Source organism: Paenibacillus roseus, assembly GCF_016424485.1.
Taxonomy (GTDB): Bacteria; Bacillota; Bacilli; order Paenibacillales; family Paenibacillaceae; genus Paenibacillus_D; species Paenibacillus_D roseus.
Genome location: NZ_JAELUP010000103.1, coordinates 75,322 through 100,534, shown reverse-complemented (window position 1 = coordinate 100,534; position 25,213 = coordinate 75,322). Strand labels below are relative to the sequence as shown.

Below are 25,213 nucleotides of genomic sequence, written 5' to 3'. Positions count from 1 at the left end.
CTTGATGTCCGTGCAGATTACGAGAACGGAACACTGGCGATCATCCTCTCTGATGATTTCATTTATTGACGCGCATGTCGCAAATGTCTAAAACGAGCTCACAATACATCATATTGGCCCAGGAAAACCATTCCCGTGTGAATTCTTCCGGACGATCGGCGTTGAAGCCCTCATGCATCATGCCCTTGCCGGCATCTGTTTGCTCCAACAAATCAAGCAAGCGCAGCTTTTCTTGCTGATCCGGCGCGGTCAATCCCTGCATTGCAAGCGCGATATGCCAAATGTAATGGTGCGGCGTATGCGGACTCCCGATACCTTCGGCTGCGCTTCCTTTGAAGAAATAAGGATTTCCCTCGCTCAGAATAAAGCGGCGTGTGTTCACATAGATCGGATCATCCTCGTCGCAATAGCCAAGATAAGGCAGGGACAACAAACTTGGCACGTTGGCATCGTCCATCAGATTATAGTTACCGAGACCATCCGTCTCATAGGCAAAGATTTTGCCATACTCACGATGCTCCACGATACCGTGTTTCTGGATACCGGCGTCGATCTCGGCAGCAAGCGCCTCCGCTCTTGCTTGAAGTTCTGCGTCCCCAAGCACACTGCTTGCGATCTCGGCCAGGTAGCCAAGCACAACAACCGCAAACATATTGGACGGGACCAAATAACCATACTGGCAAGCGTCATCGCTCGGACGGAAGGCAGACCATGTCATTCCCGTCGGCGCGGTAGGCTCGCCTTTGCCTTCACGCGTAAGCGTATCCGATGGAGGGCAGTCTGACCGCTCAAATCGGTAGCTGGACTGTTCCTCATGGTTTTGCTCCTTAATCCATAATTTAATAATGGCATCTGCGGCTGCTATAAATGTATTGTTAAACTGCGATGTTTGTCCTGTATTCTTCCATACCAGGTAAGCTAGCTGAATCGGATAGCAAAGCGAATCGATCTCATATTTGCGTTCCCAAATCCATGGTGTCATCTCTGTCAGGTCATTCTGATGGCCTTGGCCGCTTGGCGACTCGTTAAATGCGTTGGCATAAGGATCATGCAGAACAAATTGCAATTGCCGCTCCACAATGCCGAGCAGCAGCTTTTCCACCTCAGGGTCCCGGCTTGCCAGCAGCAAATATGGCCGCGCCTGGGCCGCTGAGTCGCGCAACCACATGGCAGGTATATCACCTGTAATGACGAAGGCTGTTCCGTCGCTTTGGCGTTTCATCGTCGTTTCAATCGTGTTGCGAATACAGGTTGCAAACATCGCTTGCGTCTTCGTTCTCTGCGACAGCTTCTCCTGAACCTCTGCAATCCAGCCATCCAGTGCTGTTGTCGATATAATGGTCATATGGTTTCTCTCCTCCGTTAGCAGCTTGTAGGGAGCATGCCAATGTACCGCTGCTCCCTGTGCTGTGTTTTCTCTATGCTTGTTTTATTTCCACTGAACTATTTAGCCATAGACTAATAGCTGCTTGCCTAGGCTTTATTTATTTCAATAAATTGTTATCCTTCAACAATCTGTCTCCTTGATCCGCTGATTTTTTAAGCGTTGTATCTGCATCCTGCTTGCCTTCCAGGAACAATTGCAAGTTCGGAATCAATCCGTCAACTTCCATCACAGAGTAGCCAGGATGCTGCGGTCTGATTTTTGCGAATTCCAGCGTATCCAGGAATGGCTTCCAGCTTGGATCATCTTTAAAGAATGGATCTTCAAGCGCCGGTTTAAAACCCGGGATGTTCAAGCTTGTTTTTGACCACAGCAGAACGTTATCTTTATTGGCCAGCCACCACTTCACAAATTCCCATGCTTCTTCCTTATGTTTGGAACCTTCGGCAATTACAAGTCCGAATCCGCCCATTACGCTTGCCTTATCGCCATTTGGCCCTGCCGGAGGCGGGACAATACCGAAATCAAGGTCTTTGCCGTACTTTTTATACGTACTGAGCATCCAAGGACCCGTGAAATTCATGGCCAGCTTACCCGTTACAAAGGCATCCTGACCTTCGCCAAGTCCTTGCTCAAAGCCAAGCTTATAAGCCTTATGCTCATTCAACAGACGTCCCCACAGACCGAGAACTTCTTTGCCCGCTTCGCTGTTAAAAGCCGTTGCATCTCCTGCATCGTTCAGCATTTTACCGCCTGCTTGCTGCACATACATGCTGAAAAGTCCAGGGTCACCCAGCGACAAACCGGCGACTTCCAGCTTGTTTCCATTCCACTTCGTCAATTTTGCAGCTGCCTGTTCCAATTCTGCCCAATTCGTAGGAGCCTCCAGACCAGCTTCCTTGAACATCGTTTTGTTATAGAACAAAGCTCTCGCATCAACAGTCAAAGGCAGTCCATACAACTTATCCTTATAGGAAAGTTCCTTCAGCGCCTCATCGTAGTAATCGCTTCTGGAAATACCGTCACGATCCAGGTATTCATCAATTGGATGCAGGACATTCTTCGGCGCATACAAGCTTGTGCGCCAACGGTCCCAGAACATGATGTCAGGCGATCCGCCGGATGTAGAAGCTGTCAGAAACTTTGTAATCATGTCCTGTTGCAGTACGTATTTCACGCGAATCTTGTCTTGCGATTCGTTAAAAGCATTAACCATCGTTTCAAATTGCTTCTGGCCTTCGCCTCCCCAGTCACCCCAGAACGTGAGCTCAACTGGTTTGTTTGTTTCTTTCCCAGTACCTTCAGAACTTTTCCCGGTATTCCCACTGCTGCTGCCACAACCTGATAAAAGTCCAACCAGTATGACTCCCACTACAATGGTACTCATCCACTTTTTCATTCAAAAATGCCCCCTGTGTTCATAATTAAGCGTTTGCAAATAATATGTTAAATCTATTATGTTAATATGTCAATATAAATTTATTATTTCAGTTGGTATATCATGAGAATGTAAAAAGCCCGGCTGCACGCCGGGCTTTTAATCGGACTCGTCTACAGTCTACAATGTTGACTCGCCTTTAATAAATTGATGAGGGACAATATTTTGATAAACAACTTCCTGCTCATTCCATTGCTGGTGCAACAAGTCTGCGGCCCGCCTGCCCATGTCAAACTCATTTTGGGCAATATGTGTAAACATATGGTTCCCGAAAGCATTGTGCGGTGAATCAAAACAAACAATGCTGACGTCCTCCGGAATGCTTTTACCCATATTGAGCAACACTTCACGCAGTATAAGCGCCAAATTGTATTCCGCGGCGACAAAGGCTGTCAGCTCCGGATTAAGCTCCACAAACGCACGCACATTTTCAAAATCGATTTTAATATTGCGTTCCTCAAATGAGCGCGGGACGGAGCTGTACAAATTCATCATTAAATATCGGGACTCTAACCGATGGCCATGCCGGAGCAACGCATCGGTATATCCCTGTACCCGATCTTCAATTGTTGATGTGTTTTCAGCTGGCAACGAAATGAAACCAATTTTGGAATGTCCCTGCTGAATCAGATATGTCGTCAGTTCATTTGCAGCCGCGCGGTTATCCGTATACACTGAGCAGGCAGCCAGCCCTTTCAAGTAACGATCGACGAGGACTATGGGTTGCTTGTCCAAAACAAGCCGCAGCAATTCCGGATTGTAATGCTCGCCATGCACCGGAAAAATAATAAAACCGTCTACGCCCAACTGCTGGAACGAGCGAATCGCTTCTTCCTCTTCCGTGCTTTTATCATACGTAATTTTCATCAGCATATGGCACCCGAGCTCCGAGCAACGTTCCTCAATGCCATGAATAAGCCGCAACCCGTACGAATCGGCGAAATCCGGAAGCATCAGCCCGACGAGCTTCCATTTTTGCGGGACGGCTGCGCTCTGCTGGACAGACTGACTGGAATCGGACCAGCCTTCTGCGACGAAGGAGCCTTTCCCCTGTACCCGTTCAATTACCTTGGCCGCGGCCAGCATTTCCAATGCCTTCTTCGAGGTAATGCGGCTTACCCGAAATTGCTCAGCCAACTCTTTTTCAGAAGGTACCCGACTGCCGCTCGTAAGCTCGCCGCTTTGAATCTTGCCCATTAAATAGTTATATATCTGCTCATACAGCGGACCTTCCATCTCGTCCTCCCTTGATGTATCATGATATATCAACTATACCTAAAAAGCTGTTGTTTTGCAATCGGTTTCCAAAAAAAGCTAAAGCTTCAGGATGCCCGAAGTGTGCAGCAGAACAAGCAGCATCAGTATGGGTATAATATAACGCAGCATAAACAGCCAAATTCGGAACCATCTGGCGCTAAGTCCCGCCGCCTCGCCCGCCTGCTTCCAATAATAGCCGGCAAAAATCGTGACGATCAGCCCGCTGACAGGCAGCAAAATATTGGACGTCAAAAAGTCAATCCAATCAAATAATGATTTTCCTAAAAAGCCAAGGTCCGGCCGCATCCCAAGCGATACCGCAAGCGGAATACCGCACAAGAAGCTGATGCCTGCAATCGTCCATACCGCCTTGGTACGACTCCAGCCCCACTGTTCTTTTGCGAAAGCAACAGGCACCTCCAATATGGAGACGGCGGAGGTCAGCGCCGCAATGGCCAGCAGCACAAAGAACAGGCCTCCAAACAGCGTGCCTAGCGGCATCACGGAAAATGCGGCAGGCAAGGCAATGAAAACAAGACTTGGTCCCTCATTTGGCGCAATGCCGAACGAGAAGATGGTCGGGAATATAATCAGACCAGCAATGAGCGCATAGATGAGATCACCCGCCCCTATAGCAAGAGCCGCTGGACCAAGCGACTGACGTCGGTCGACATAAGCCCCATAAGTCAGCAGGATACCCATACCAAGCGACAAGGAGAAAAAGGCATGTCCTAACGCTACCAGCGCCGATTCCGGCGTTAGCTGCGAGAAATCCGGCTTCAGGAAGAACGATATTCCCTCGCCCGCTCCGGGAAGTGTTACTGAACGAATCATCAGCAGCAACAGCAGCACGGCCATAGTTGGAATTAGTATTTTGTTGAAGCGCTCTATTCCGCCAGAGACGCCCTTGACGACAATCCAGCCAATCAGCATCATGGATATGGCTTGCCATACTATCGGCATGTAACCACCGATAAACTGTTTGAATACGCCGCCAAAATCCGTTCCGGCCTGCAAGCTTCCGCTAAAAGCAAGAACCGCATAGTGAAACGTCCAGCCGACGACAACAACATAAAAGCATAAAATTAGAAAAGGCGTAAGAACTTGCAGCAATCCTGCGATACGCCAGCTTCGTCCGCCGCCGCCAAGCTTGGTAAACGAAGAAGCTGCGCTTGCTCGGCTGCTTCTGCCGATCGCCAGTTCGGCAAGCAGCAGCGGCAAACCAACGAGCAGCAAGCAAATAATAAACAGCAAAAAGAACGCTGCTCCGCCGTGTTCACCTGTAATATACGGAAATTTCCATATATTTCCTAAACCTACGGCACTTGCAATTGCCGACAATATAAAGCCACCCTTTGAAAATCGCTCTTCCTTTTGTACTCCCATAGCATAATACACCCCTAGCATTTGTTTCCCACATTCGAGCGCAAACGGCTTTGCCGTCCTTTGACGGGCAAAAGCTTCGTTTCGTGGTGAAATATAAGCTTATTTACAAAGGGAACTTTATAAATTCTTATATTTTCAAAAAAGGCGGCCGCTCTAAAGTAGAGACAGCCGCTTGAGATTCCGATCACAACGTTTTAAACTGGTTGTCTTTAACTCTAAGCTAAATCTTAATACCGTTTTTCTCCAGCAAGTCCTTTACAACCACGCTTACCATAATCAGTCCGGCAACTGGCGGTACGAAAGCATTGCTTGCTGGCGGCTGTTTTGCCTTGCGGATTTTAGGAGCATTCTCTGGAACAATCCGCTCTGTGACATCCTCGCGCGGCTTCATAGGTTCTTCGGTAGAGAAAACAACTTTGACCCCTTTTTTGATACCTTCCTTGCGCAGGCGCTGTCTGACCACTCTGGCAATCGGATCTACTGATGTTTTGGAAATATCAGCTACCTGGAAGCGGCTCGGGTCCATTTTGTTGGCTGCACCCATACTGGAAATGACTTCGATTTTGCGCTCCAGACACTGCTTGATCAGATGAATCTTGTATTCAATCGTATCCGAGGCATCCACTATATAATCCAGCTCATATTCAAACAGCTTCTCATAGGTTTCTTCGGTGTAGAACATTTTAAGCGCAATTACATCACACTCGGGATTGATCAGCTTGATGCGCTCTTGCATCAGCTCTGCCTTCGGCTGTCCTATCGTTGTTATCAAAGCGTGAATTTGCCGATTCACATTCGTAATATCGACAACGTCCTTGTCAATCAAAATGATTCGCCCGACTCCAGTACGCGCCAGCGCTTCAGCCGCGATAGAGCCGACGCCGCCGATCCCCAGTACAGCTACCGTACTGCCCTTCATTACTTCCAGACCCTCAGGCCCGATTGCCAGTTCCGTACGGGAAAATTGATGTAGCATTCATACCGTCTCCTTTCTCTCCCATGCAGCACGTCAGGCCGAGTCGGGAAACTTGGCCTGACGATTCAATCTTGAATTTGCTTTGATCTGCCTTGCCTTACGCTTGTTGCTCTGTTGGCGCGGCCGCAGGCTTCACCCCAGGCTTTGGCACAGTGCGAATATGAAGCTGCTCCAGTTGAGAGAGATCAACCGGAGACGGAGCACCGGACAGCAGTTCGGTGGCGCTTGCCGTCTTCGGAAATGCAATCGTCTCTCGCAGATTGGTTCGGCCCGCGAGCAGCATGACCAGACGGTCAAAACCGAAGGCGATGCCGCCGTGCGGAGGCGTACCGTATTCGAACGCATCAAGCAAGTAGCCGAACTTGTCATGCGCCTCCTCCATTGTAAAGCCAAGCGCATGGAACATTTTCTCTTGTACATCACGTTTGAAAATCCGCATGGAACCGCCGCCTACTTCATAACCGTTCAGCACGAGGTCATAAGCTTGAGCACGGATAGCGCCTGGATCGGATTCGAACAAATGCAGATCCTCGTCCTTCGGACGGGTGAACGGATGATGCTCTGCTACGTAGCGCTTGGCTTCCTCATCCCAGCCGAGCAGCGGGAAGTCGACAACCCAGGCAAATTTGTATTCGGACTCGTTGATCAGGCCGAGGTCGCGTCCGATTTTAAGCCGCAAATTGCCAAGCACATCGGCAACGACTTTCTTCTTGTCTGCGGAGAACAACAGCAGGTCGCCTTCCTCAACGCCAAGACGCTCCGTCAGCGCTTCGATTTCCTCCGGCTTGAAGAATTTGACGATCGGTCCGCGCCATTCGCCTTCTTTCACCGTTACCCATGCCAAACCTTTGCCGCCGTAGCGGGCAGCGAACGGCTGCAGATCATCAAGCTCCTTGCGGCTCCAGCTTGCGCAACCTTTGGCGTTGATTGCTTTAACCACACCCCCGCCTGCTGCAATGCTTGCGAAAACTTTGACGTCACTGGTGGATACGATATCGGTAATTTCCTCAATTTCCAGACCAAAACGCAGATCCGGCTTGTCCGAGCCATATTTGTTCATGGCATCCGCATGACTGATCCGCTGGAACGGTACTGGCAGATCCACATTGACGGTTTCCTTGAACAGCCTTACCATCAATTGCTCCATCAGCCCAAGCAATTGATCCTGGTTCATGAAGGAAGTTTCAATGTCCACTTGGGTAAATTCCGGCTGGCGGTCAGCGCGCAAATCCTCGTCGCGGAAGCAGCGGGCAATTTGATAATATTTTTCAAGTCCACTAACCATCAGAAGCTGCTTGTAAATTTGCGGCGATTGCGGGAGTGCGAAGAACTCCTCCGGATGTACGCGGCTTGGCACCAGGTAATCGCGTGCCCCTTCTGGCGAACTCTTGATCAGAATTGGCGTCTCTACCTCTACGAATTCTTTGCCGTCAAGAAAATCACGGAAAATTTTCGCAGATTTGGAGCGAAGCAGCAGCGTGTTTTGCATTTCCGGACGACGCAGGTCCAGATAGCGATATTTCAGACGCAGCGACTCATCCACTTCCACGCCATCTTCAATCGGAAATGGAGGTGTTTTCGCTGTGTTCAGCACTTCAATCTCTGTCACGCGGACTTCAATTTCTCCGGTAGCCAGATTTGCGTTGAATGTCTCCGGGTCGCGCTCGACGACGTCACCTTTTACAGCCAGTACAAATTCATTGCGGGCACGATCAGCAATTTCCAGCGCCTCACCGGAGAAATCCGGGTTGAATACGATTTGTACAATACCGCTGCGGTCGCGCAGATCAATGAACAATACGCCCCCAAGGTCGCGGCGGCGCTGTACCCAGCCGTTCAGGATTACAGTTTGTCCTACATCTGCCTTCGACAAGCTTCCACAATGATGTGTTTTTAACATGGTCTATACATCCCCTTTAAGTGATTGTATTAATTCATCGGCAAGCTGTGATAAAGCAACCGTGCGCTGCTCCCCGTTTGCCATGTTTTTCAGTGCGATTTCGCCTCGATCCAGCTCGTCATCACCCAAGATGGCCGTAAATCTGGCCTGAAGACGGTCCGCCGATTTCATCTGCGCCTTCATCTTGCGGCCCAGGTAGTCACGCTCGGCAGAAATTCCGCGCAACCTCAGCTCATACAACAAGCCGCTGATTCTTTGTTCAGCCTGCTCGCCCAGTGCAACCAGATAAATATCGATCCGGCTGCGCTTTTCAAGCTCAGCCTCTTGTCCCGCAAGCAGCATGACGGTCCGCTCCAGGCCGATGGCCAGGCCGACCCCAGGCTGGCTAGGTCCGCCAATCTCCTCAATCAGTCCGTTAAAGCGTCCACCGCCCCCGATCGTATCAATGGAACCGATACCCTCCGCCTTGAATTCAAAAGCGGTATGCGTATAATAATCCAGCCCGCGAACGAGCTTCGGATTAATCGTAAACGGAATATTCATCGCCTGCAGATTGCTCTGTACCTGTTCAAAATGAATGCGGCATTCCTCATCCAAGCTGTCCAGTATGGAGGGCGCCCCTTCAAAATGATGCTGATCCGTCTTGCAGTCCAGCACACGAAGCGGATTGCGCTCCATGCGGGACTGGCAGTCTTTGCAGAGCAGTTCGCGCTTCGGCAGCAGGAATGCCAGCAGCTTGTCGCGAAATTGGGCGCGAATCGCCGACGTGCCAACCGAATTGATCTCTACTCGCACCCCTTTGAGTCCCACTTCATTGTAGAAGGTATAGGCCAGCGCAATAACTTCCGCGTCCAGAGCAGGCGAATCCGAGCCCAGCGCCTCAATACCGAATTGGTGGAACTGCCGGTAACGTCCGGCCTGCTGCCGCTCATAGCGGAACATTGGACCGACGTAATAGAGCTTCGATACATCCGGCTCCCCGTACAGTTTGTTCTCTACATAAGCCCGCATAACACCTGCCGTACCTTCAGGCCGCAGAGTCAAGCTGCGGTTGCCGCGGTCGGTAAAGGTGTACATTTCCTTCTCGACAATATCCGTCGTCTCTCCGACCCCGCGTTGAAACAGTTCGGTCGCTTCAAACATCGGCGTGCGGATTTCCCGAAAATTAAAGCGGCGGCAAATATCCCGCGCTTTTTCCTCAACAAATTGCCATTTCTCTGTTGTACCGGGCAAAATATCCTGTGTGCCTGGCGGTTTTTGAAACGCCATGATCGTCCCCTCCAGCCTGATAAAATCAAAAAGACCCCCGCCACTGACCAAACAGTCAGGGACGAGAGTCATCATCTCCCGTGGTACCACCCACATTCCGGTTCTGGAGCCATCACCCCAGTTCCGCTCAAGCGGTTAACGCCCGCTAATCGCATATCGGCTAATACCCTGTCATAGACAGAAAGGTTCGCCGGATGTTCTCCGGGAGGTCTGTTCGCCCGTTCACCATAAGGATGCTTGCAGCCTAAGGCATCCCTCTCTGCATACGTATTGCGGGTTACTTTGTCCCATCACTGAATCGATTGGATATACTGATTATTGATTTTACCTGCAACAACCCGGAAAGTCAAGAATCTTGTGGACCAAGCGTAAACGGCTTTGCCGTCCTTTGACGGGCAAAACTTCGTTTCGAGGAAAAATATAGGCTTATTTATAGGGCTTAAAACCAAAATTAGTGGTTGCCTTCTAATAAGGAGGGAACGCTGCGTGGCAGAGGATTCTTCCGATCGCTGTTAAAGCACGATTCCTTTATAGGATGGGGGAATCGGGCTTTAAAGGCGACCACGTTCGTTTCTCCACAATTCCTCTGCCCCTTCGCTGCTATCTCCTCGATGTCAACCACTAATTTTTTGGTTGATCCATTTATAGAAGGAACTTTAAAAATTCTTATACTTAGAAAAAAACCTGCCAGCATCACAGCCGCAGGTCCAAATGAATGTATATTTAAAAAAGGGGGTCGAATATCATTATAGACTGGGTCTGTTAAACAAAGATGTTAGCCACATTACAGTTCTATTACAAAATGTAAAGCGGTTTCCTTTTCGTTTCTTCCGTTCAATTGATCTCGCAAACGTAAACAGTTTTGAAGAAACAGGGGCCGCTTGCAGACACGCCCCGCGAATCAGCGGCGTCCTTCTGCACTTCCCCGTCGAGTCTGTAGCAGGCGAGCGCCTCTCTGCGCTCAAGATGCAGAAGCCTCCCGGCCCCTCGCAAAACTCCCAGCTCCTTGTCAGATTGACGCATAAGGACCGGTTCACCCCTTCCAAGAGATTGCTCTCCCCTTAGTGTGCACCGGTCCCGGCCTTCTTCATACGGATTATTGTACTTTGCTATCTAAAATTAACGTAACCGGACCCCAGTTTGTCAGCGACACATCCATCATTGATCCAAAACGTCCGGTAGCAACTGGAAGTCCGGCTTCCCTCAGCATGCTGTTGAAGGTTTCATATAACGGCTCGGCCAACTCCGGTCTGGCGGCATTCATGAAATTGGGCCTTCTACCTTTGCGGCAATCTCCGTACAGCGTAAATTGGGAGATCGACAAAACCTGGCCGCCAATATCGGCAATGCTCAGATTCATTTTCCCCTGCTCGTCTTCGAAGATCCGCAGTCCGGCAATTTTGTCCGCCAACCAGCGAGCATCAGCATCCGTATCCTCATGGGTCACGCCGACCAGCAGCACCAGTCCCTGATCAATTTGGCCGACTATTTCTCCGTCAACAGCCACCGAAGCAGTCTTGCTGCGCTGTACTACAACTCTCATGCCGTTCCCTCCCTACTGCATAATGCGCTGTACAGAGTAAACGTCCTTGACCCGCTTAATTTTCTCAACGACAGCCTGCAAATGCTCAATATTCCGAATCAATATCGTCATATGAATCATGGAAATCTTGTTCTTGTCTGAACGGCCCGACACCGCAGCAATATTGGTCTTGCTCTCGGAAACAGCCTGCAGCACCTCATTCAGAAGCCCGCGGCGGTCATGCCCCGTAATTTCGATATCGACGCTATAATTCGCTTCGATCGTATCCTCCCACTGCACCTCGATCACCCTGGCTGCTTCCTCGCCGTCAGCGCCAAGCGGGATGTTCGGGCAATCCAGCCGATGCACAGATACGCCGCGTCCCCGTGTAATGTACCCGATAATCTGGTCGCCTGGAACCGGATTGCAGCAACGTGCAAACCTTACCAGCAGATTGTTCACGCCTTTGACACGGACACCGTGAGTCGGGCGGCTTTTCTTCACTTGGGAAGGAGCCTTCATCTCCTTCATCTCGCTCGTCAGCTCGATTTGACTGGACTCTTCGGCCTCCTTACGCAGCTTCTCTGTCAGCCGGGTAACAATCTGCGCAGCCGTAATGCCGCTGAAGCCGATAGCTGAAAGCATATCTTCAATATCATTGAAAGCGAACTTGCCGGCTACTTCCATCAACTTGTCATCTGTCAGCCAGGCGGATGGCTCCAGCCCCAGACGCTTCAGCTCGCGCTCCAGCATCTCACGGCCCTTGATAACATTCTCCTCGCGCCGTTCTTTCTTGAACCATTGGCGAATTTTCGTCCGGGCATGAGAGGATTGAGCAATCTTGACCCAATCCTGGCTTGGCCCGTAGGAATGTTTGGAGGTGAGAATTTCAACGATATCCCCAGTCTTCAGCTTGTGATCCAGCGGGACGATACGTCCGTTGACCTTCGCTCCGATCGTCCGATTCCCGACCTCGGTATGCACCCGGTACGCAAAATCTAGCGGCACGGAACCGGCCGGAAGCTCGAACACTTCACCTTTTGGCGTAAATACAAATACTAAATCGGAGAAGAAATCCATCTTAAGCGACTCTACGAATTCCGCAGCATCGCGCGTATCATTTTGCAGCTCCAGAATTTCACGGAACCAGGTCACTTTGTCTCCAAGATTGCCTTCGGAAACATGAGTGCCCTCTTTATAGGCCCAATGCGCCGCGATCCCGTACTCACTGGTACGGTGCATCTCCCAGGTACGAATTTGTACCTCTGTCGGCTCGCCATTCGGTCCAATGACGGTTGTATGCAGCGACTGGTACATATTTGTTTTCGGCATAGCAATGTAGTCTTTGAACCGACCCGGCATCGGACGCCACAGCGTATGAATAATGCCTAACGTTGCATAGCAGTCCTTAATATTGTCGACAATGATGCGAATGGCAAGCAGATCATAGATCTCATTGAACTGCTTGTTCTTCTCGTTCATTTTCTTATAAATGCTGTATATATGCTTCGGACGGCCAGAGATGTCCCCCTCAATGGACATTTCCTCCAGCTTCTCATCAATCCGGCTGATGACATCCTCGATATGCTTCTCGCGCTCGGCGCGCTTCTTCTTCATCAGATTGGCAATCCGATAATACTGCTGCGGGTTTAGGTAACGGAGGGCAATGTCCTCCATCTCCCATTTGATCGCGGAAATACCGAGCCGATGCGCAATCGGACAGAAAATCTCCAGCGTCTCGTATGCAATCCGACGCTGTGCTTCCTCAGACTGGAATTTCAGCGTTCGCATATTATGAAGGCGATCGGCCAACTTGATCAGAATAACCCGGATATCCTGGGCCATCGCCACAAACATTTTGCGGTAGTTTTCATTCTGCTGCTCTTCTTTGGAGCGGAATTGAATCTTCTCCAGCTTGGTCAAGCCATCAACGAGCATGGCGCATGTCTCGCCAAAGCGGGTTCTGACTTCCTCCAGCGCGACAGTCGTATCCTCCACCACATCATGCAGCAGGGCAGCGATAATCGAAATAACATCCATTTGCATGTTCACCAAAATATCGGCAACAGCAACAGGATGCAAAATATAAGGTTCGCCTGATTTTCTGATCTGCCCGTGGTGAGCCTGCTCTGCAAAATCATAGGCTTCCCGGATGCGCTGTAATTCCGGCTCTTTTAGATAGGCCGATGCCTTTTCGAGTAACTGCTCAATGCCCATGAAACTTCCCTTTCCAAAATAGAATCCCTTGCAAGCGTAAACGGCTGCGAAATGAAAGACTTCTTATATTTGTCGAGTTTCCTAATATTATGCCCGTAACTATAGGCAAACGTCAACTGTGGAAAGAGAAATACAGTAAAGAGACGTTCGGCTTGCGTGTGCGACATGTCAACACGGAGGTATAAACGGCTTTGCCGTCATTTAACAGGCACTGGCTCCGTTTCACTCTTTCCATATAAAAAAAGACAACCCATGTCAAATCAGACATGAACTGCCATGTTAAATTCAAAAGCATGCAAAAGGGACGCCTTGCTCCTATTTAATAGGTGACAAGGGAAGTCAATGGAATGTCTCCGAGCTTCTTGCGACCGTCCAGATAGGACAGCTCGATCAGGAACGCCGCTCCGACAACGTTACCACCCAACTTGTTGATCAGGTTGATAGTAGTAGCGATTGTACCGCCCGTCGCGAGCAGGTCATCCGCGATCAACACCTTTTGACCAGGGACGATCGAATCCTTGTGCAGCGCAAGCTTATCCTTGCCGTATTCGAGATCGTAGTCAGCCTCTACAGTCTCGCCAGGCAGCTTGCCGCTCTTGCGAATCGGCACGAAACCTACCCCCAGCGCCAGCGCCAGCGGAGCGCCAATGACAAAACCGCGCGCCTCCGGTCCGGCAATAATGTCAATTTCCAGATCAGCCACCTGCTGTCTCATCGCAGCAATAGCCGCCTGATAGGCCGGTCCGTTCTTCAGCAGCGTCGTAATATCTTTAAACCGAATGCCCGGCTGAGGGAAGTCCGGGATAACACGAATGTAATCTTTGAAATTCATTACCTGTCCGCTCCTAATAAATGAAGTAATAGCAGCCTCCACATCATGCACGCTGCTTTTGAAAGCTCTATTTTCAATCTCTACGATCATGCAAAAAACAATACCCGACAACCATCTTAACATCTTTATGCCCACCTGGGCAAACCTGTCGTTATGCCTGCCTGTACCGCGAGCCGTTCATCCCTGCCTGTACCATAAGCAGATGATTGCATGAGGTCAATTACACAGCTCCAGCAGCTTGTCCATAATGTAATGCCGGCCGGAAGGCGTCCAGCTCATCGCAAACCAGTTCTCTACCTGATACACGGCCCCGTCCCTGACAGCGGGAATGCCTGCCCATGCAACCGATTGCAGCAGCCGCTTGTAAATAGTCTCGCTGCCCGCAAGCACATGATGCTTGTGAATAAGCAGCAGTTCTGTGTCCAGTTCAGGCATCGACTCCGGCAACAGCTCACTTCTCCAGCTTGCGGTCACAGCCGGAAGGCCCGGAGACAGTCCAAGCCTTCCATAGATCAGCTCATTCAGCGGATGTCCGCCCGTCCCCTGGATGCCTACCGCACGGTGATTGACCTGAATCAACGTTATTCTGCGCTCGCCCAGACGCTGGCGAAACTCCTGCTTGACTTCAGCTTCCCGGAACACGAGACGGGCGAGTGCTTCCCTAGCTTCCTCTTCCCTGCCGAGCAACCCGGCAATCTTCATGAAATTTCGTCTCCAGTCCCATGATGGCAAATCCATTACTACAGAAGGAGCAATCTCTTTAAGCCCCTCCCTGAAATTTGAATGATATTCATCGGCAATTATAAGATCAGGGGCGGATTGAACCAATCCCTCCCATTGCTTGCGCAAAAATTCCTTATATTCAGCCTGCTCCACACCCGGATAATGAAAAAAATCAACCGCACATACCGGATTCACGCCGATATCATGCAAATACTGTTCGAAGCCAAGGGAAGAAACAACGGCGACCTTCATTTGCTTCCTCCGCGTGTACAGCTTGGGCGGTACACCTACTACACGCTGAAACGTCCGGCTAAAATAAAATTCGCTATTGAAGCCGACGAGCGAAGCAACTTCTTTGACCCGGCTATGGTCCAGACTAAGCAGTTCCTTTGCCTTGTTGATCCGTATTTCATTTAGGTACTCCACCGGGGTCTGTCCCTTTTGCTTGCGAAATAATCCCGAATAAGCGGCCGTATTCATGCCAGCTGCTTCAGCAATCTGCGCGATGCTTATTTTATCGGAATAATGGCGTTCCATATAGGCAATGCTGCGGTCAATCCGATCATCCCCGCGCTGATCTCCCGCAGGCTCGCTCTTGATCAAGCGGTGGATCAGTTGTTCCAACTGAAGCCGAAGCTGCAGACCATCCTTGTCTGCCCGGGCCCGGCTGCTATCATGCATATGTAGAATGGCCTGAAGTATCTGCTCAGGCTGTGCCATACGGACCCGCCCGGGAAGAAATCCACCGGACAGAGAGACGTGGGGGCTGACTGTCATCTCCCCATCCCTCTTAAGGAGCGTCACTGGCTGAAAGAAAACACCGTAATAGACAAAGCCGTCCGACTGATGCGGCAGTTCAACGACCATGCCGGGCACCAGCAAATAAAGCTCCATCGGACGTATTTTGCTCAATACGCCATCCAGGCGAATGACGCCTTCACCTTCCGTTACAAAGCACAAAACATGCACAGTTACCCGGAAGGTGCGCGCACCGCCCCCGCAAGTTCTTTTCCTTACCGAAGAAAAAAGATAAATACCCGATTGTAGACGGGACGTCATCAAAGAATACCACCTGCCTCTAATCCTCCATATTGCGTCTCTACTATTATAACGCAGTTGGCCTTCGAAGCAGCAAGTAAAGCATATAAGGCGCGCCGATCAGAGCAGTAATCAGGCCGACTGGCAGTTCATATGGCGGAATGAGGATGCGGCCGGTCAAATCGGACAGCATGACGAGCGCTCCTCCGAGCAAGGCCGCAACAGGCAGCCGCTTGAGATTGCTGCTGCCGGCCAAATAGGTCGCCATATGAGGAGCCATTAGCCCGACAAAGGCGACCGTGCCCGCCACAGATACGGATGATCCGGCCAGTCCGGCACTGATTAGAATGAGAACAATGCGCGTGGAGTTCAGTTTAATTCCCAGACCGGAAGCGGAGATATCACTAAGCTGAAGCAAATCAAGCCGCCTCGCATACAGCAAAGCTACAGCAAACAAAACGATAATCCAAGGGAAAAGCGACCACACATGATCCCAGGTACGCGCATACAGACTGCCGGCCATCCATATATACGCTTGCGAAACCCGAAATACCTGGGCGACAGTCAATAAATAGGTAATCCATGCGCCAGCCATCGCCGTTATGCCCACACCTGCGAGCAGCATACGCTCCATCGTTCCGCCTTTGCGCAAGGCCAAACTGTAGATGACCGCAGTAGCCGCAAGAGCGCCAAGGAAGGCAACAAGCGGGAGCTGCCGGGTGGGGAAAGCAGGTACAAGAACAAGCACGGTCACTACTGCGGCAGCCGCCCCTGCATTAATCCCGATTACGCCTGGCGAGGCGAGCGGATTGCGTGTCACTACCTGCAAAACAGCCCCTGACAGCGCCAGCCCGCAGCCGGCCAAAAAGCCGGTCCATACTCTTGGCAGCCGGAGCTGCCGGATCGTAAAGGCATAGGTATCGCTTCCCAGGCCCAGAACGGTGGCCCATGCGTCAAGGAACGGAATGTCTCTGTTCCCAAGCGCAACACTGGATAGAAATATGAGAATGTTTAATAGAAGCAACCCGATCATCAAAAGAATCCAACGTCTGTCAGAGAATAAAGCAGCTATGTCGTCCCCCCCTTTCGCTGAACCAGATACAAGAGAAATGGCGCTCCGAAAAAGGCTGTTACGACCCCCGCTGGAACTTCCTGCCCGGGCAGTACGAAGCGCGCCCCGATGTCTGCCGCCACAAGCAATAAAGCCCCGAGCAACGCTGAACATGGCAACGCCCAGCGATAGTCAAGCCCGACCAGAGCCCTCGCCAGATGGGGAATGGCCAGCCCGACAAAGCCGATCGGACCGGCAATAGCAGCCGCTCCCCCGGCCAGCAGCACAATGATTAAAATACATAACGCCTTCATCCACTTCACCCGCTGGCCGAGGCCTTGAGCCATTTCCTCGCCGAGCCGGATAATGTTCATATGGCCGCCAAGCGCGAAGGCGGCGAGCAGGCCGACTGCCATATACGGGAGTACGAACAGGAATAAGGCAAGATCACGTCCTGTGAGCGATCCGGCAAGCCAGTACCTCATAGTATCAAGCGATTGTTCATTTAGAATGAGGATGCCCTGTGTTATTGAAGCCAGCAGCAAATTAAGTGTAGCCCCGGCAAGCACCAGCCTGACTGGAGACCATGCGCTGCGCCCTATGGAGCCGAGCAGAAGGATCAAGCCTCCCGCTGCTCCTGCGCCGAGGAAAGCCGACCAGGAAAACACTTCAAGCGAGGTTGTTCCCAGAACGAAGGAAGCGATGACACAGGCAAGGGCAGCGCCATAGTTAATCCCGAACAGTTCCGGGCCAGCAAGCCCGTTCCGGGTAAGTCCCTGCATCAGGCAGCCCGCCACAGCCAGTGCCGCGCCTACCAATCCGGCAATTAAAGCCCTCGGCAGCCTTACGGTGCGCACAATGAGATGCTCCTGTGAGCCGTCAAATAACCACAAGGCATTCCATACAGTACGCAGCGGAATTTGGACGATTCCAAGCGCCATGCTAGCGGCCATGGCCAGGCCTACGAGTACGAGCAGCAATGCCACTTTCATCAATCTCGCCTTCAATTTCCCTACCTCCAGATGGATAAATATATACAGAAAGATTGAGCCGCCCAACCGGGCGGCTCAATCCGATATGCTCTACTCATTAAACAATTCAGCTTGCAAACAGGAAGGAGTTCAGATCATCGGCAACCTTGTTAACCGCCTGAATGCCGAGCCCGCTCATCCAATATTCCCAGTCTACCGCATGAACATTTTTGCTTTGAACACCCTTCAAATTCGCCCATAAAGGACTTTTCTCCAATTTGGCAAATGCATCCGGCTCCCGGTTGAACCAGAGAATGATATCTCCATCCAGATCTGCGATCTGTTCTTCCGTAGCGTCTTTGGAGAAGCCTTCGCCTGACTGTGCCGCAGGCCGAATAACTCCTGAGTCCTTCATAACGGTTCCTGCGAATGTACCCTCCAGATAGACTTGAATTTTATCCGCCCTTGGACGAATTAATGATACCTCTCTGCCCTTTGCATCCGCAAGCCTGGATTTAATGTCCTCGGTCTTTTGCTTATAAGCCTCAAGCAATTTTTCGGCTTCAGCCTGCTTGTTGACCGTATCGGCATGAAGCTCGAGGTTCGCTTTCCAGGTAACGCCCAGCGTTTCTACAAATACAGTTGGAGCAATCTGCTTCAATTGATCATGAATGGCGTCATGCGTATCTTTATTCCCAATGATAAGGTCCGGCTTTAAAGCGTCTATCGCTTCCAGATTCGGCTCATTGACGGTACCGATATTGGCAATTCCCTCCGTACCCTTCAAGTAGGCGGGATACGGGTCCCCGGCGGTCAAAATCGATGGCGCGCCAATCGGCTTGATCCCCAGTTCCAGCAAATTGTCAAGCGCTCCGATGTCGAGCACAACAATTTTTTGCGGGTTGGCCGGCACTTCAACTTCCCCGTAAGCATCGTTGACTTTGTGGACTTCGGCTCCATAAGCATTCGTGCCGGCCTCGGCCTTATTCCCGCTCGCCTGGGCAGGCGAATTAACGGATTCTGTCTTGGTAGAGCTGCTGCAACCGGAGAGTACCAGCAATATGGATACTACAAGCAAACCTAATACTGTTAATTTGCGGCTGCTATACTTATGACTAGACTGCATTCTCTTTTTCCCCCTGTGATAAGCCAATAATGATAATCATTATTGATGATTATAACGCAACCTTTCTTTCAGTGTCCATGCAGAAAGTTTTTAATTTCATGCACTATTTTATATAGAAGATAAAAATATCCAAAATTATACAACTTGTATGGTATACTCTGCTGCCAAAGGGTTTTCAACCGAATGAATCTGCAATTCCGTATCTGGATATAATCTTCGGGCTGTTAATTTCTCAACACCGATTTTTGTATCAAATAGCTGAAATTGACTGTAGCGCAAGCTATGTTCTGGGAAGCGCTCCTGATAGCGGTTGATAAGCTGGCGCACCATCTGCCAAAACGTTTGTTCCTCGAAGTTAAAATGCTCCCGAAGAAATAGCGCAAGCTCTCCGAGATTAATAAAAAAGAAGGCGTCATGCACAAAATCGCGTACAGCGTCCAGATCGGTCGTCACAAGAAACGAATTGCGGTTGACCCGCTGATGGTATTCCGGCGTGTGGTGCAGCTTGGGCAGATCAGCGGGACTCGCCAGTCCCGCTTCTGCGAATCGGATGCCGTCATGAAAATCTTTCAAGGCCACCCGCACGGGAAGACCGTCCCGGTGGATCAGCATCATATTTTGCGCATGAGATTCCAACGCGATCCCGTAGCCATACAAAAAGTGTATGATCGGGCTGATGCTTGCCTTTAACAACTCGTCCAGCCAATGCGCCAAGCCGAAGCGCTTGATCCACAGGGCAATAAGAGGCTCCCCTTCCGTGTCTACGGCGCATAAAGCGTTGTACGGAACTGCCGATTCTCCGGTGGCAAGCCGCTCATGCAGGCTCTCCCGCCAGATGCAGGATAAAGTTCCATAAGCGCGAGACTGTAAAAGCTCAGGCAAATGGCTGCTGTCATAGGCTACTCCCGCTATTTCCGCAAGCACAATTACGTTGCACTCGTCCCTGAGATAGGCATCTTCCCGGACAATGCCCGCCAGCCAGTCTGAAATGATCGGTGCGTTCTCGACGGTATGGGGAGCGAGGACTCTGCTAGTGGAGGTATTCAAGATGCTGAGCGACAGCTTCACATTGGGTTCAGACACTGCCGTACGGTTCGCCAGCGTCCGAATCGATTGCTGCGCGGTATATCGATCCTCCGAACTGCCTAGCATAATAAGCGTTCTGCGCTGAATGTCTGCAGCCAAGGCAGATGTGATTGTCTCCCGCCATTGCCAAGGATGTACGGGCAGCATAATATAATCATCCGGACTTACACCCGCCTTTTGCAACTTCTCCACAAAGCGGGCAAATGCGGATTCACCCAGCCGAGCCTGATTCCATTGTGCGGTTCCGGGGACCGCATACCGGGAAGAATGACTCGTCCGCGCCGCCTTGCGATGCAGCGCCACCCATAATAAGCGAATCGGAGCGGCAAATTCCGGGCCGTACAGGAGCTGATCCGCTATATCAAAGCCAATGCGCGATTTGTAGCTGGGATGGTATGGATGTCCGTCCATGACCCCGCTCTCCCACTCCTCAAAGGCAAGTCCGTGTAAATCCTGCTTCTCCTGATGCCGCTTGTACTGGGCCACCGTGTCATTAATCAGCGTCTGCTCCAGCTCGATTGCAAAATGGGACAGTCTGCCCGGATCGGCTTCTATGATTGGCGCAATCTCTGCCAGAAACAACGCAAGCGAATCCGCCTCGCCTGCTACTTCCCCACACTCGCGCATAACAGGATGCTTGCCAAGCTGGATGCGCCCGAAATTATGGATGCGGCGCTCCGCCTGGAAGGTATAGATGGCCGGTTTTTGATCGGCGCTCACTCCTTCAATGGTCCAATTGCCTTCTTGATCGCCTGAACCTTCTGTCCAGCCAATTACCTGTTCAAACAGCAACGATTGAATCAATTGGCGAAAAATCCGCCTTCTTACCGCTGTGTAGCAAGGGGAAGCCAGTGCCTCCTCATACAGCTTCCTATCTGCCTCACATAGTGCGAGATCCTCTGAACGTTCGTTGGTTCTATGCATGTTCACGACTCCTTCCTGCAATCATGGGACGGTACTGGAATAGCGGATTGCTGACGGTATGTACACAATCCCCGCTATCATCGACCCGGCGTCTCGCGAGTTGTTCCACTTCAATTTCCGGCGCAAACAGATCAAACTGCTCAAATCGTTCTTTGAACTCAGGGAACTGCTGCTGATAACCGATTATCGTCTCGGCAACAGCCTCCCAGAATCTCTGCTCCGCAAAGCCGTAATGCCGGGAGAGGAAAAACGCCAGTTCCGACAGATTGATCACAAGCAGCGCATCCAGCAGGAAATCCCGCAACTCTTCAGGCCGCTCCTTCTCAATGAATGAATTGCGGTTTGGCCGCTGATGGTTAGCAGGGGGATACTCAATCTTCGGGTATCCGAGCGAATTTGCAAGTGTCGGCATGTATCGAACTCCGTCATGGAAATCCTTCAGCGCAATACGCTCAGCCAGACCGTTCTTCGCGATCAAAATCATATTCTGCGCATGGGATTCCAGAGATGCGCCATGCACGATGAGCAAATGGATTAGCGGTACGACTGACGCTTGAAGCAGGGTGCTCAGCCATTGCTCTACCCCATGCTCTTGAACCCATGGATGAATAAAGGGAACTCCCTCGGTGTCCGTATGCGTCACAATGTTGAATGGATAAGCCTGTTCTTCATTTGTCAAATAAGGATGCAGGCTTTCCCTCCAGATCGCTCCGAGCGAGCCATATATTTTCTGCTCCAGCAGATTGGGGAGCTTGTTATGCAGGTAAGATACGCCCAGGACCTCCTTTAGCAGGACAACCCGATGCTTATCCCGCAAAAACGGGTCTGTTGCTGCAATTCTGCCAAGCCAATCCGAAATCGGTGCCGCATTCATAATCGTGTGCCGGGCCAGAATCCGCCCGGATGAGGTATTGACGATATTCAGGGGCAGCTTGACATATGCCTTGTTACCAGCGGTTCGGTTGGCCAGCGTGCGAATCGACTGCTGCGGACGGTAACTATCCTCCCCTTCACCCAGATAAATCAGCTCTTCGGTCCGAAGCTGCTCTGCGCATTCAACGGCAATGATCCGCTCCCATTGCCAGGGATGGACAGGGAGCAGCACAAAATCCTCAGGCTTGCAGCCTTTCTCTTGAAGCATGGCGTTAAAACGGCACAAGCCGTTTTCTCCAAGCTCTTGCTGCATGAATGCCTCATACGACAGCGATTCCGACATCGCAAGGCTAGCGACAGACCGATAAACCGCTACCCAGATCAATCGGAGATCCGGCTTGAATTCCGGACCGTAAGCTTTATTCTCGCGCAGCGTGAAGCCGATTCTGGATTTGTAGCAGGGATGGTACGGATGGCCCTCCATCAAGCTCCCCTCCCAGTCGTCGTACCCTGCTTCATGATCATCGCCATTCGTCCAACATTCAGCTGTCATCGTATCCTTGAGAAGCGTTTGCTGCACTTCATCGATAAATGCGGACAGCCTCGCTTCAGTCGCCGGGAGAGAAGGCGCAATCTCCAGCAGAAAGCCGGGTAATGATTCCACCTCGGCTGTATGACCAGCCGCAATCCGCACAATCGGCTCCTCTGACAGCCTTATGCGACCGAAGCTTGCCGTCCGTGATGCGCGAAAGCGGTATTCCACCGGCTCGCCGGTCTGACTGTTCCCGTGCAGCGCATACTCCGCCTCGCTTTCCCCCTTAATGTCCGGCTCTGTCAAAATCCGTTCGTACAAAAAGGACTCCAGCAACTGGCGAAATATCCGCCTCCTGACTCGAATCGCCTGCTCCGAGCGCAGGGACGGCCATGAAAAATGATTCATATCTCCACCTCCAAATTGAGCATGTGATGCGTGCCTCCGACCAGCAGGTTAGGGCACAGAAACCGTTGCCGGCTCCAGATAATAGTGAGCAGGATGCGGATGGCTTAGAAAATCATGATGCGAGATCGCCCAGCCATAAGCGCCCGCATACCGAAACAAGAGTATGTCTCCTGCGCGCACCTGCTTGATAGCCACGTCCTGAGCCAGTACGTCCTTTGGTGTACAAAGCTGCCCGACTACCGTTACATTCCCTGCTTCGATCACAGGGCGAGCATATGGATAGTCCCATTCTTCAACGGCAATCACTTCAAACGGATGGCTATGCTGCCAGGAAGACGGCAGCCGGAACTGGTGGGTTCCCCCGCGTACGATAACGTAGTGCTTGCCGTGATTTTGCTTGATATCCATCACTTCTGTCGCGTAATAACCGGCAGCAGCCGTTATGTAGCGTCCGCACTCGAACAGCAGCGTCGTCCCCGGGCGAATACCGCTGCGAACCTCATGCTCCAGCCCGTTGATAAATTCATCCCAGTTAAACTGCTTGTCCAAGTCGGCATAATTCACACCAAGACCGCCGCCTGCGTTCAAATAATTCAGCTTCACATCGTACTTGTCGGCCCATTCTCCTGCAAGGCGAATGTAATATTGAACGAGCTTGATATGCTCGCGTGCATCCAGATTGTTGGATAGCGAGTGAAAATGAAATCCTTCTACCCGCAAGAAAGAAAGCTCCTTCACATGCTGCATCACTTGATCGATCTGCGTCTCATCGATGCCAAACTGGGTGGGCCGCCCTCCCATTGCGAGCGTTGCCGCAGGCAGCGGCCCGCGCAAATTAATACGCAGCAGCACACTCGCCAATTGCCCGTGGCGCTTGGCAATGTCATGAAGCTTATTTAGTTCATGAACGCTTTCAACATGAATCAGGTGAACATGATGCCGCAATGCGCCTTCCAGCTCTTCCTCGGTTTTTCCGGGTCCTCCGAACAAAATTTTGCTATTTGGAGCAGCCTGGCGGATTTTCTCAATCTCCCCCAAAGATGCTGCCTCAAAGCCATGGACAATCGGAGCCAGCGCCTGCAAAATGGCAGATTCCGAATTTGCTTTCACGGCGTAAAACAGTCGGGCAAAATCCGGCAAAGATTGAACACGCTGCTGCGTGGATGCCCGCAAACCCGGCATGTGGTGCAAATAGGCACAAAACGGAGCGGTTTTCTTGTTTTTTTGCTCATGGATGAACGAAATAATTTGCTCGGTCTCCTTTCTGTTCGCTGCCGTCTCTAGAGCCATAGCCGTGTCCCCCTCCCTGCGGACAGCGCCTTTTCATACAAAAATGCGGCGCTCGCAATGTCTTCCACTGCCATTCCCATCGGGTTAAGCACAATGATTTCGTCTTCAGTTTCCCGTCCCGGCCGATCACCGGCCAACACTTGCCCCAGTTCGGCATGAAGTTGTTCTTTGGAAAATTTTCCTTCCAGCACAAGTTGGTTGATCACCTTTTTCTCGCGGTTGGATTGCTCCCAGTCATCCACGACGACCTTATCCACTCTGGTGAAAACGTCCTTGTGCAAATCCATAATCGAAATGTTGCTGACAAATGTTCCCTTGGCCAGCCATTCAAACGGAATATACGGTTCAGCCGCTACCGTAGCAGTGACTAGCACCTCCGCCTGCCTGACCGCTTGCTGCGCTGTCTCTTCCGTCCGCACTTCAACATGCGGGAATTGCAGTCTGATTTCCTGAGCAAGCTGGCGAGCCGCAGCCGCATTCAAATCAAACAAGTGCAGCGTACGGACCAACCCGAATTGCTCAAGCAGCGATACGATCTGCATTTTGGCGATAACGCCACAGCCAATTACAGATACAGAGCCAAACCCTTCTCTGGCCAAATACCGTGCTCCGATAACGGTGACGGCTGCCGTTCGCATACCGCTGATCAGACTGCCCTCCATAATCGCAATTGGGTAATTGGTTGCCGGGTCATTCAGGATGATGAGCGCGCTCGCTCGCTCCATCTGCCGTCTGGCGGGATTGTCATGCTTGCTGCCTATCCACTTCAGTCCGCTTATCGCAATATCACCGCCCACATGGGCCGGCATCGCAATAATGCGATCCGCAATATGCCCGTCTTTGCCGCCCGTTCGCAAATAAGGTTTTAGCGGCTGAAAATAATCTCCTTTGCTGTGAATTGTCAGCGCCTTGCTCACAGCCTCCACATACAGCGCTGAACGTTCTCCACCCAGTTCGATAATGTCCTGCTTGCTCAAATACAAAATTTCATGCCTGTTGCTCATATTATT

General features: G+C 51.2%; 18 protein-coding genes. All 18 read right to left on the bottom strand.

The window, feature by feature from the left end; all coding sequences use genetic code 11:
- Positions 1-58: 58 nt before the first annotated feature.
- The 18 genes from JFN88_RS17405 to sbnB all read right to left on the bottom strand — a co-directional run bounded on the left by JFN88_RS17405 (position 59) and on the right by sbnB (position 25,207).
- Positions 59-1,345: a glycoside hydrolase family 125 protein gene (locus tag JFN88_RS17405; RefSeq protein WP_199020575.1), complete on the bottom strand. Its 1,287-nt coding sequence runs from the start codon at positions 1,343-1,345 to the stop codon at positions 59-61.
- A gap of 139 nt (positions 1,346-1,484) precedes the next feature.
- Positions 1,485-2,783 (bottom strand): ABC transporter substrate-binding protein, encoded by a 1,299-nt coding sequence (locus JFN88_RS17400; protein WP_199020574.1) that lies wholly within the window; start codon positions 2,781-2,783, stop codon positions 1,485-1,487.
- A 159-nt stretch (positions 2,784-2,942) separates the two neighbouring features.
- Positions 2,943-4,058: a GntR family transcriptional regulator gene (locus JFN88_RS17395; RefSeq protein ID WP_199020573.1), complete on the bottom strand. Its 1,116-nt coding sequence runs from the start codon at positions 4,056-4,058 to the stop codon at positions 2,943-2,945.
- Positions 4,059-4,136: 78 nt separating this feature from the next.
- Positions 4,137-5,465 (bottom strand): sodium-dependent transporter, encoded by a 1,329-nt coding sequence (locus JFN88_RS17390; RefSeq protein ID WP_233167998.1) that lies wholly within the window; start codon positions 5,463-5,465, stop codon positions 4,137-4,139.
- A gap of 220 nt (positions 5,466-5,685) precedes the next feature.
- Positions 5,686-6,441, bottom strand: a complete 756-nt coding sequence (locus JFN88_RS17385) for a tRNA threonylcarbamoyladenosine dehydratase (protein ID WP_199020571.1) — start codon at positions 6,439-6,441, stop codon at positions 5,686-5,688.
- Positions 6,442-6,538: 97 nt separating this feature from the next.
- The gene (aspS, locus tag JFN88_RS17380; RefSeq protein ID WP_199020570.1) at positions 6,539-8,341 is read right to left on the bottom strand and encodes an aspartate--tRNA ligase; all 1,803 of its coding nucleotides are present in this window, start codon (positions 8,339-8,341) and stop codon (positions 6,539-6,541) included.
- Between the two features lie 3 nt (positions 8,342-8,344).
- Entirely contained in the window at positions 8,345-9,610 is a 1,266-nt protein-coding gene (gene hisS, locus JFN88_RS17375; protein ID WP_199020569.1) for a histidine--tRNA ligase, read from the bottom strand.
- A 1,096-nt stretch (positions 9,611-10,706) separates the two neighbouring features.
- Complete coding sequence (gene dtd / locus JFN88_RS17370; RefSeq protein WP_199020568.1) at positions 10,707-11,153, bottom strand: D-aminoacyl-tRNA deacylase; 447 nt, start codon at positions 11,151-11,153, stop codon at positions 10,707-10,709.
- 12 nt (positions 11,154-11,165) lie between these two features.
- Complete coding sequence (locus tag JFN88_RS17365; protein WP_199020567.1) at positions 11,166-13,349, bottom strand: RelA/SpoT family protein; 2,184 nt, start codon at positions 13,347-13,349, stop codon at positions 11,166-11,168.
- 319 nt (positions 13,350-13,668) lie between these two features.
- Positions 13,669-14,181 carry an adenine phosphoribosyltransferase gene (locus tag JFN88_RS17360; RefSeq protein ID WP_199021284.1) on the bottom strand — a complete coding sequence of 171 codons (513 nt, stop codon included), beginning with the start codon at positions 14,179-14,181 and terminating at the stop codon, positions 13,669-13,671.
- A 216-nt stretch (positions 14,182-14,397) separates the two neighbouring features.
- Complete coding sequence (locus JFN88_RS17355) at positions 14,398-15,963, bottom strand: AraC family transcriptional regulator (RefSeq protein WP_199020566.1); 1,566 nt, start codon at positions 15,961-15,963, stop codon at positions 14,398-14,400.
- A gap of 46 nt (positions 15,964-16,009) precedes the next feature.
- The gene (locus JFN88_RS17350; protein ID WP_199020565.1) at positions 16,010-16,975 is read right to left on the bottom strand and encodes a FecCD family ABC transporter permease; all 966 of its coding nucleotides are present in this window, start codon (positions 16,973-16,975) and stop codon (positions 16,010-16,012) included.
- A 35-nt stretch (positions 16,976-17,010) separates the two neighbouring features.
- Complete coding sequence (locus JFN88_RS17345) at positions 17,011-18,000, bottom strand: FecCD family ABC transporter permease (RefSeq protein ID WP_233167996.1); 990 nt, start codon at positions 17,998-18,000, stop codon at positions 17,011-17,013.
- A 91-nt stretch (positions 18,001-18,091) separates the two neighbouring features.
- Positions 18,092-19,090 (bottom strand): ABC transporter substrate-binding protein, encoded by a 999-nt coding sequence (locus JFN88_RS17340; protein WP_199020564.1) that lies wholly within the window; start codon positions 19,088-19,090, stop codon positions 18,092-18,094.
- A gap of 135 nt (positions 19,091-19,225) precedes the next feature.
- On the bottom strand, positions 19,226-21,100 hold the full coding sequence (locus tag JFN88_RS17335; RefSeq protein ID WP_199020563.1) for an IucA/IucC family protein: 1,875 nt from the start codon (positions 21,098-21,100) through the stop codon (positions 19,226-19,228).
- Entirely contained in the window at positions 21,093-22,913 is a 1,821-nt protein-coding gene (locus JFN88_RS17330; RefSeq protein ID WP_199020562.1) for an IucA/IucC family protein, read from the bottom strand. Before JFN88_RS17330 ends, JFN88_RS17335 begins: the two co-directional genes overlap by 8 nt.
- 48 nt (positions 22,914-22,961) lie before the next feature.
- Complete coding sequence (locus tag JFN88_RS17325; protein WP_199020561.1) at positions 22,962-24,203, bottom strand: type III PLP-dependent enzyme; 1,242 nt, start codon at positions 24,201-24,203, stop codon at positions 22,962-22,964.
- A complete protein-coding gene (sbnB, locus tag JFN88_RS17320) occupies positions 24,194-25,207 on the bottom strand; it encodes a 2,3-diaminopropionate biosynthesis protein SbnB (RefSeq protein ID WP_199020560.1) in 1,014 nt (337 codons plus the stop codon). The genes JFN88_RS17325 and sbnB overlap by 10 nt, the downstream gene beginning before the upstream one ends.
- Positions 25,208-25,213: the final 6 nt, after the last annotated feature.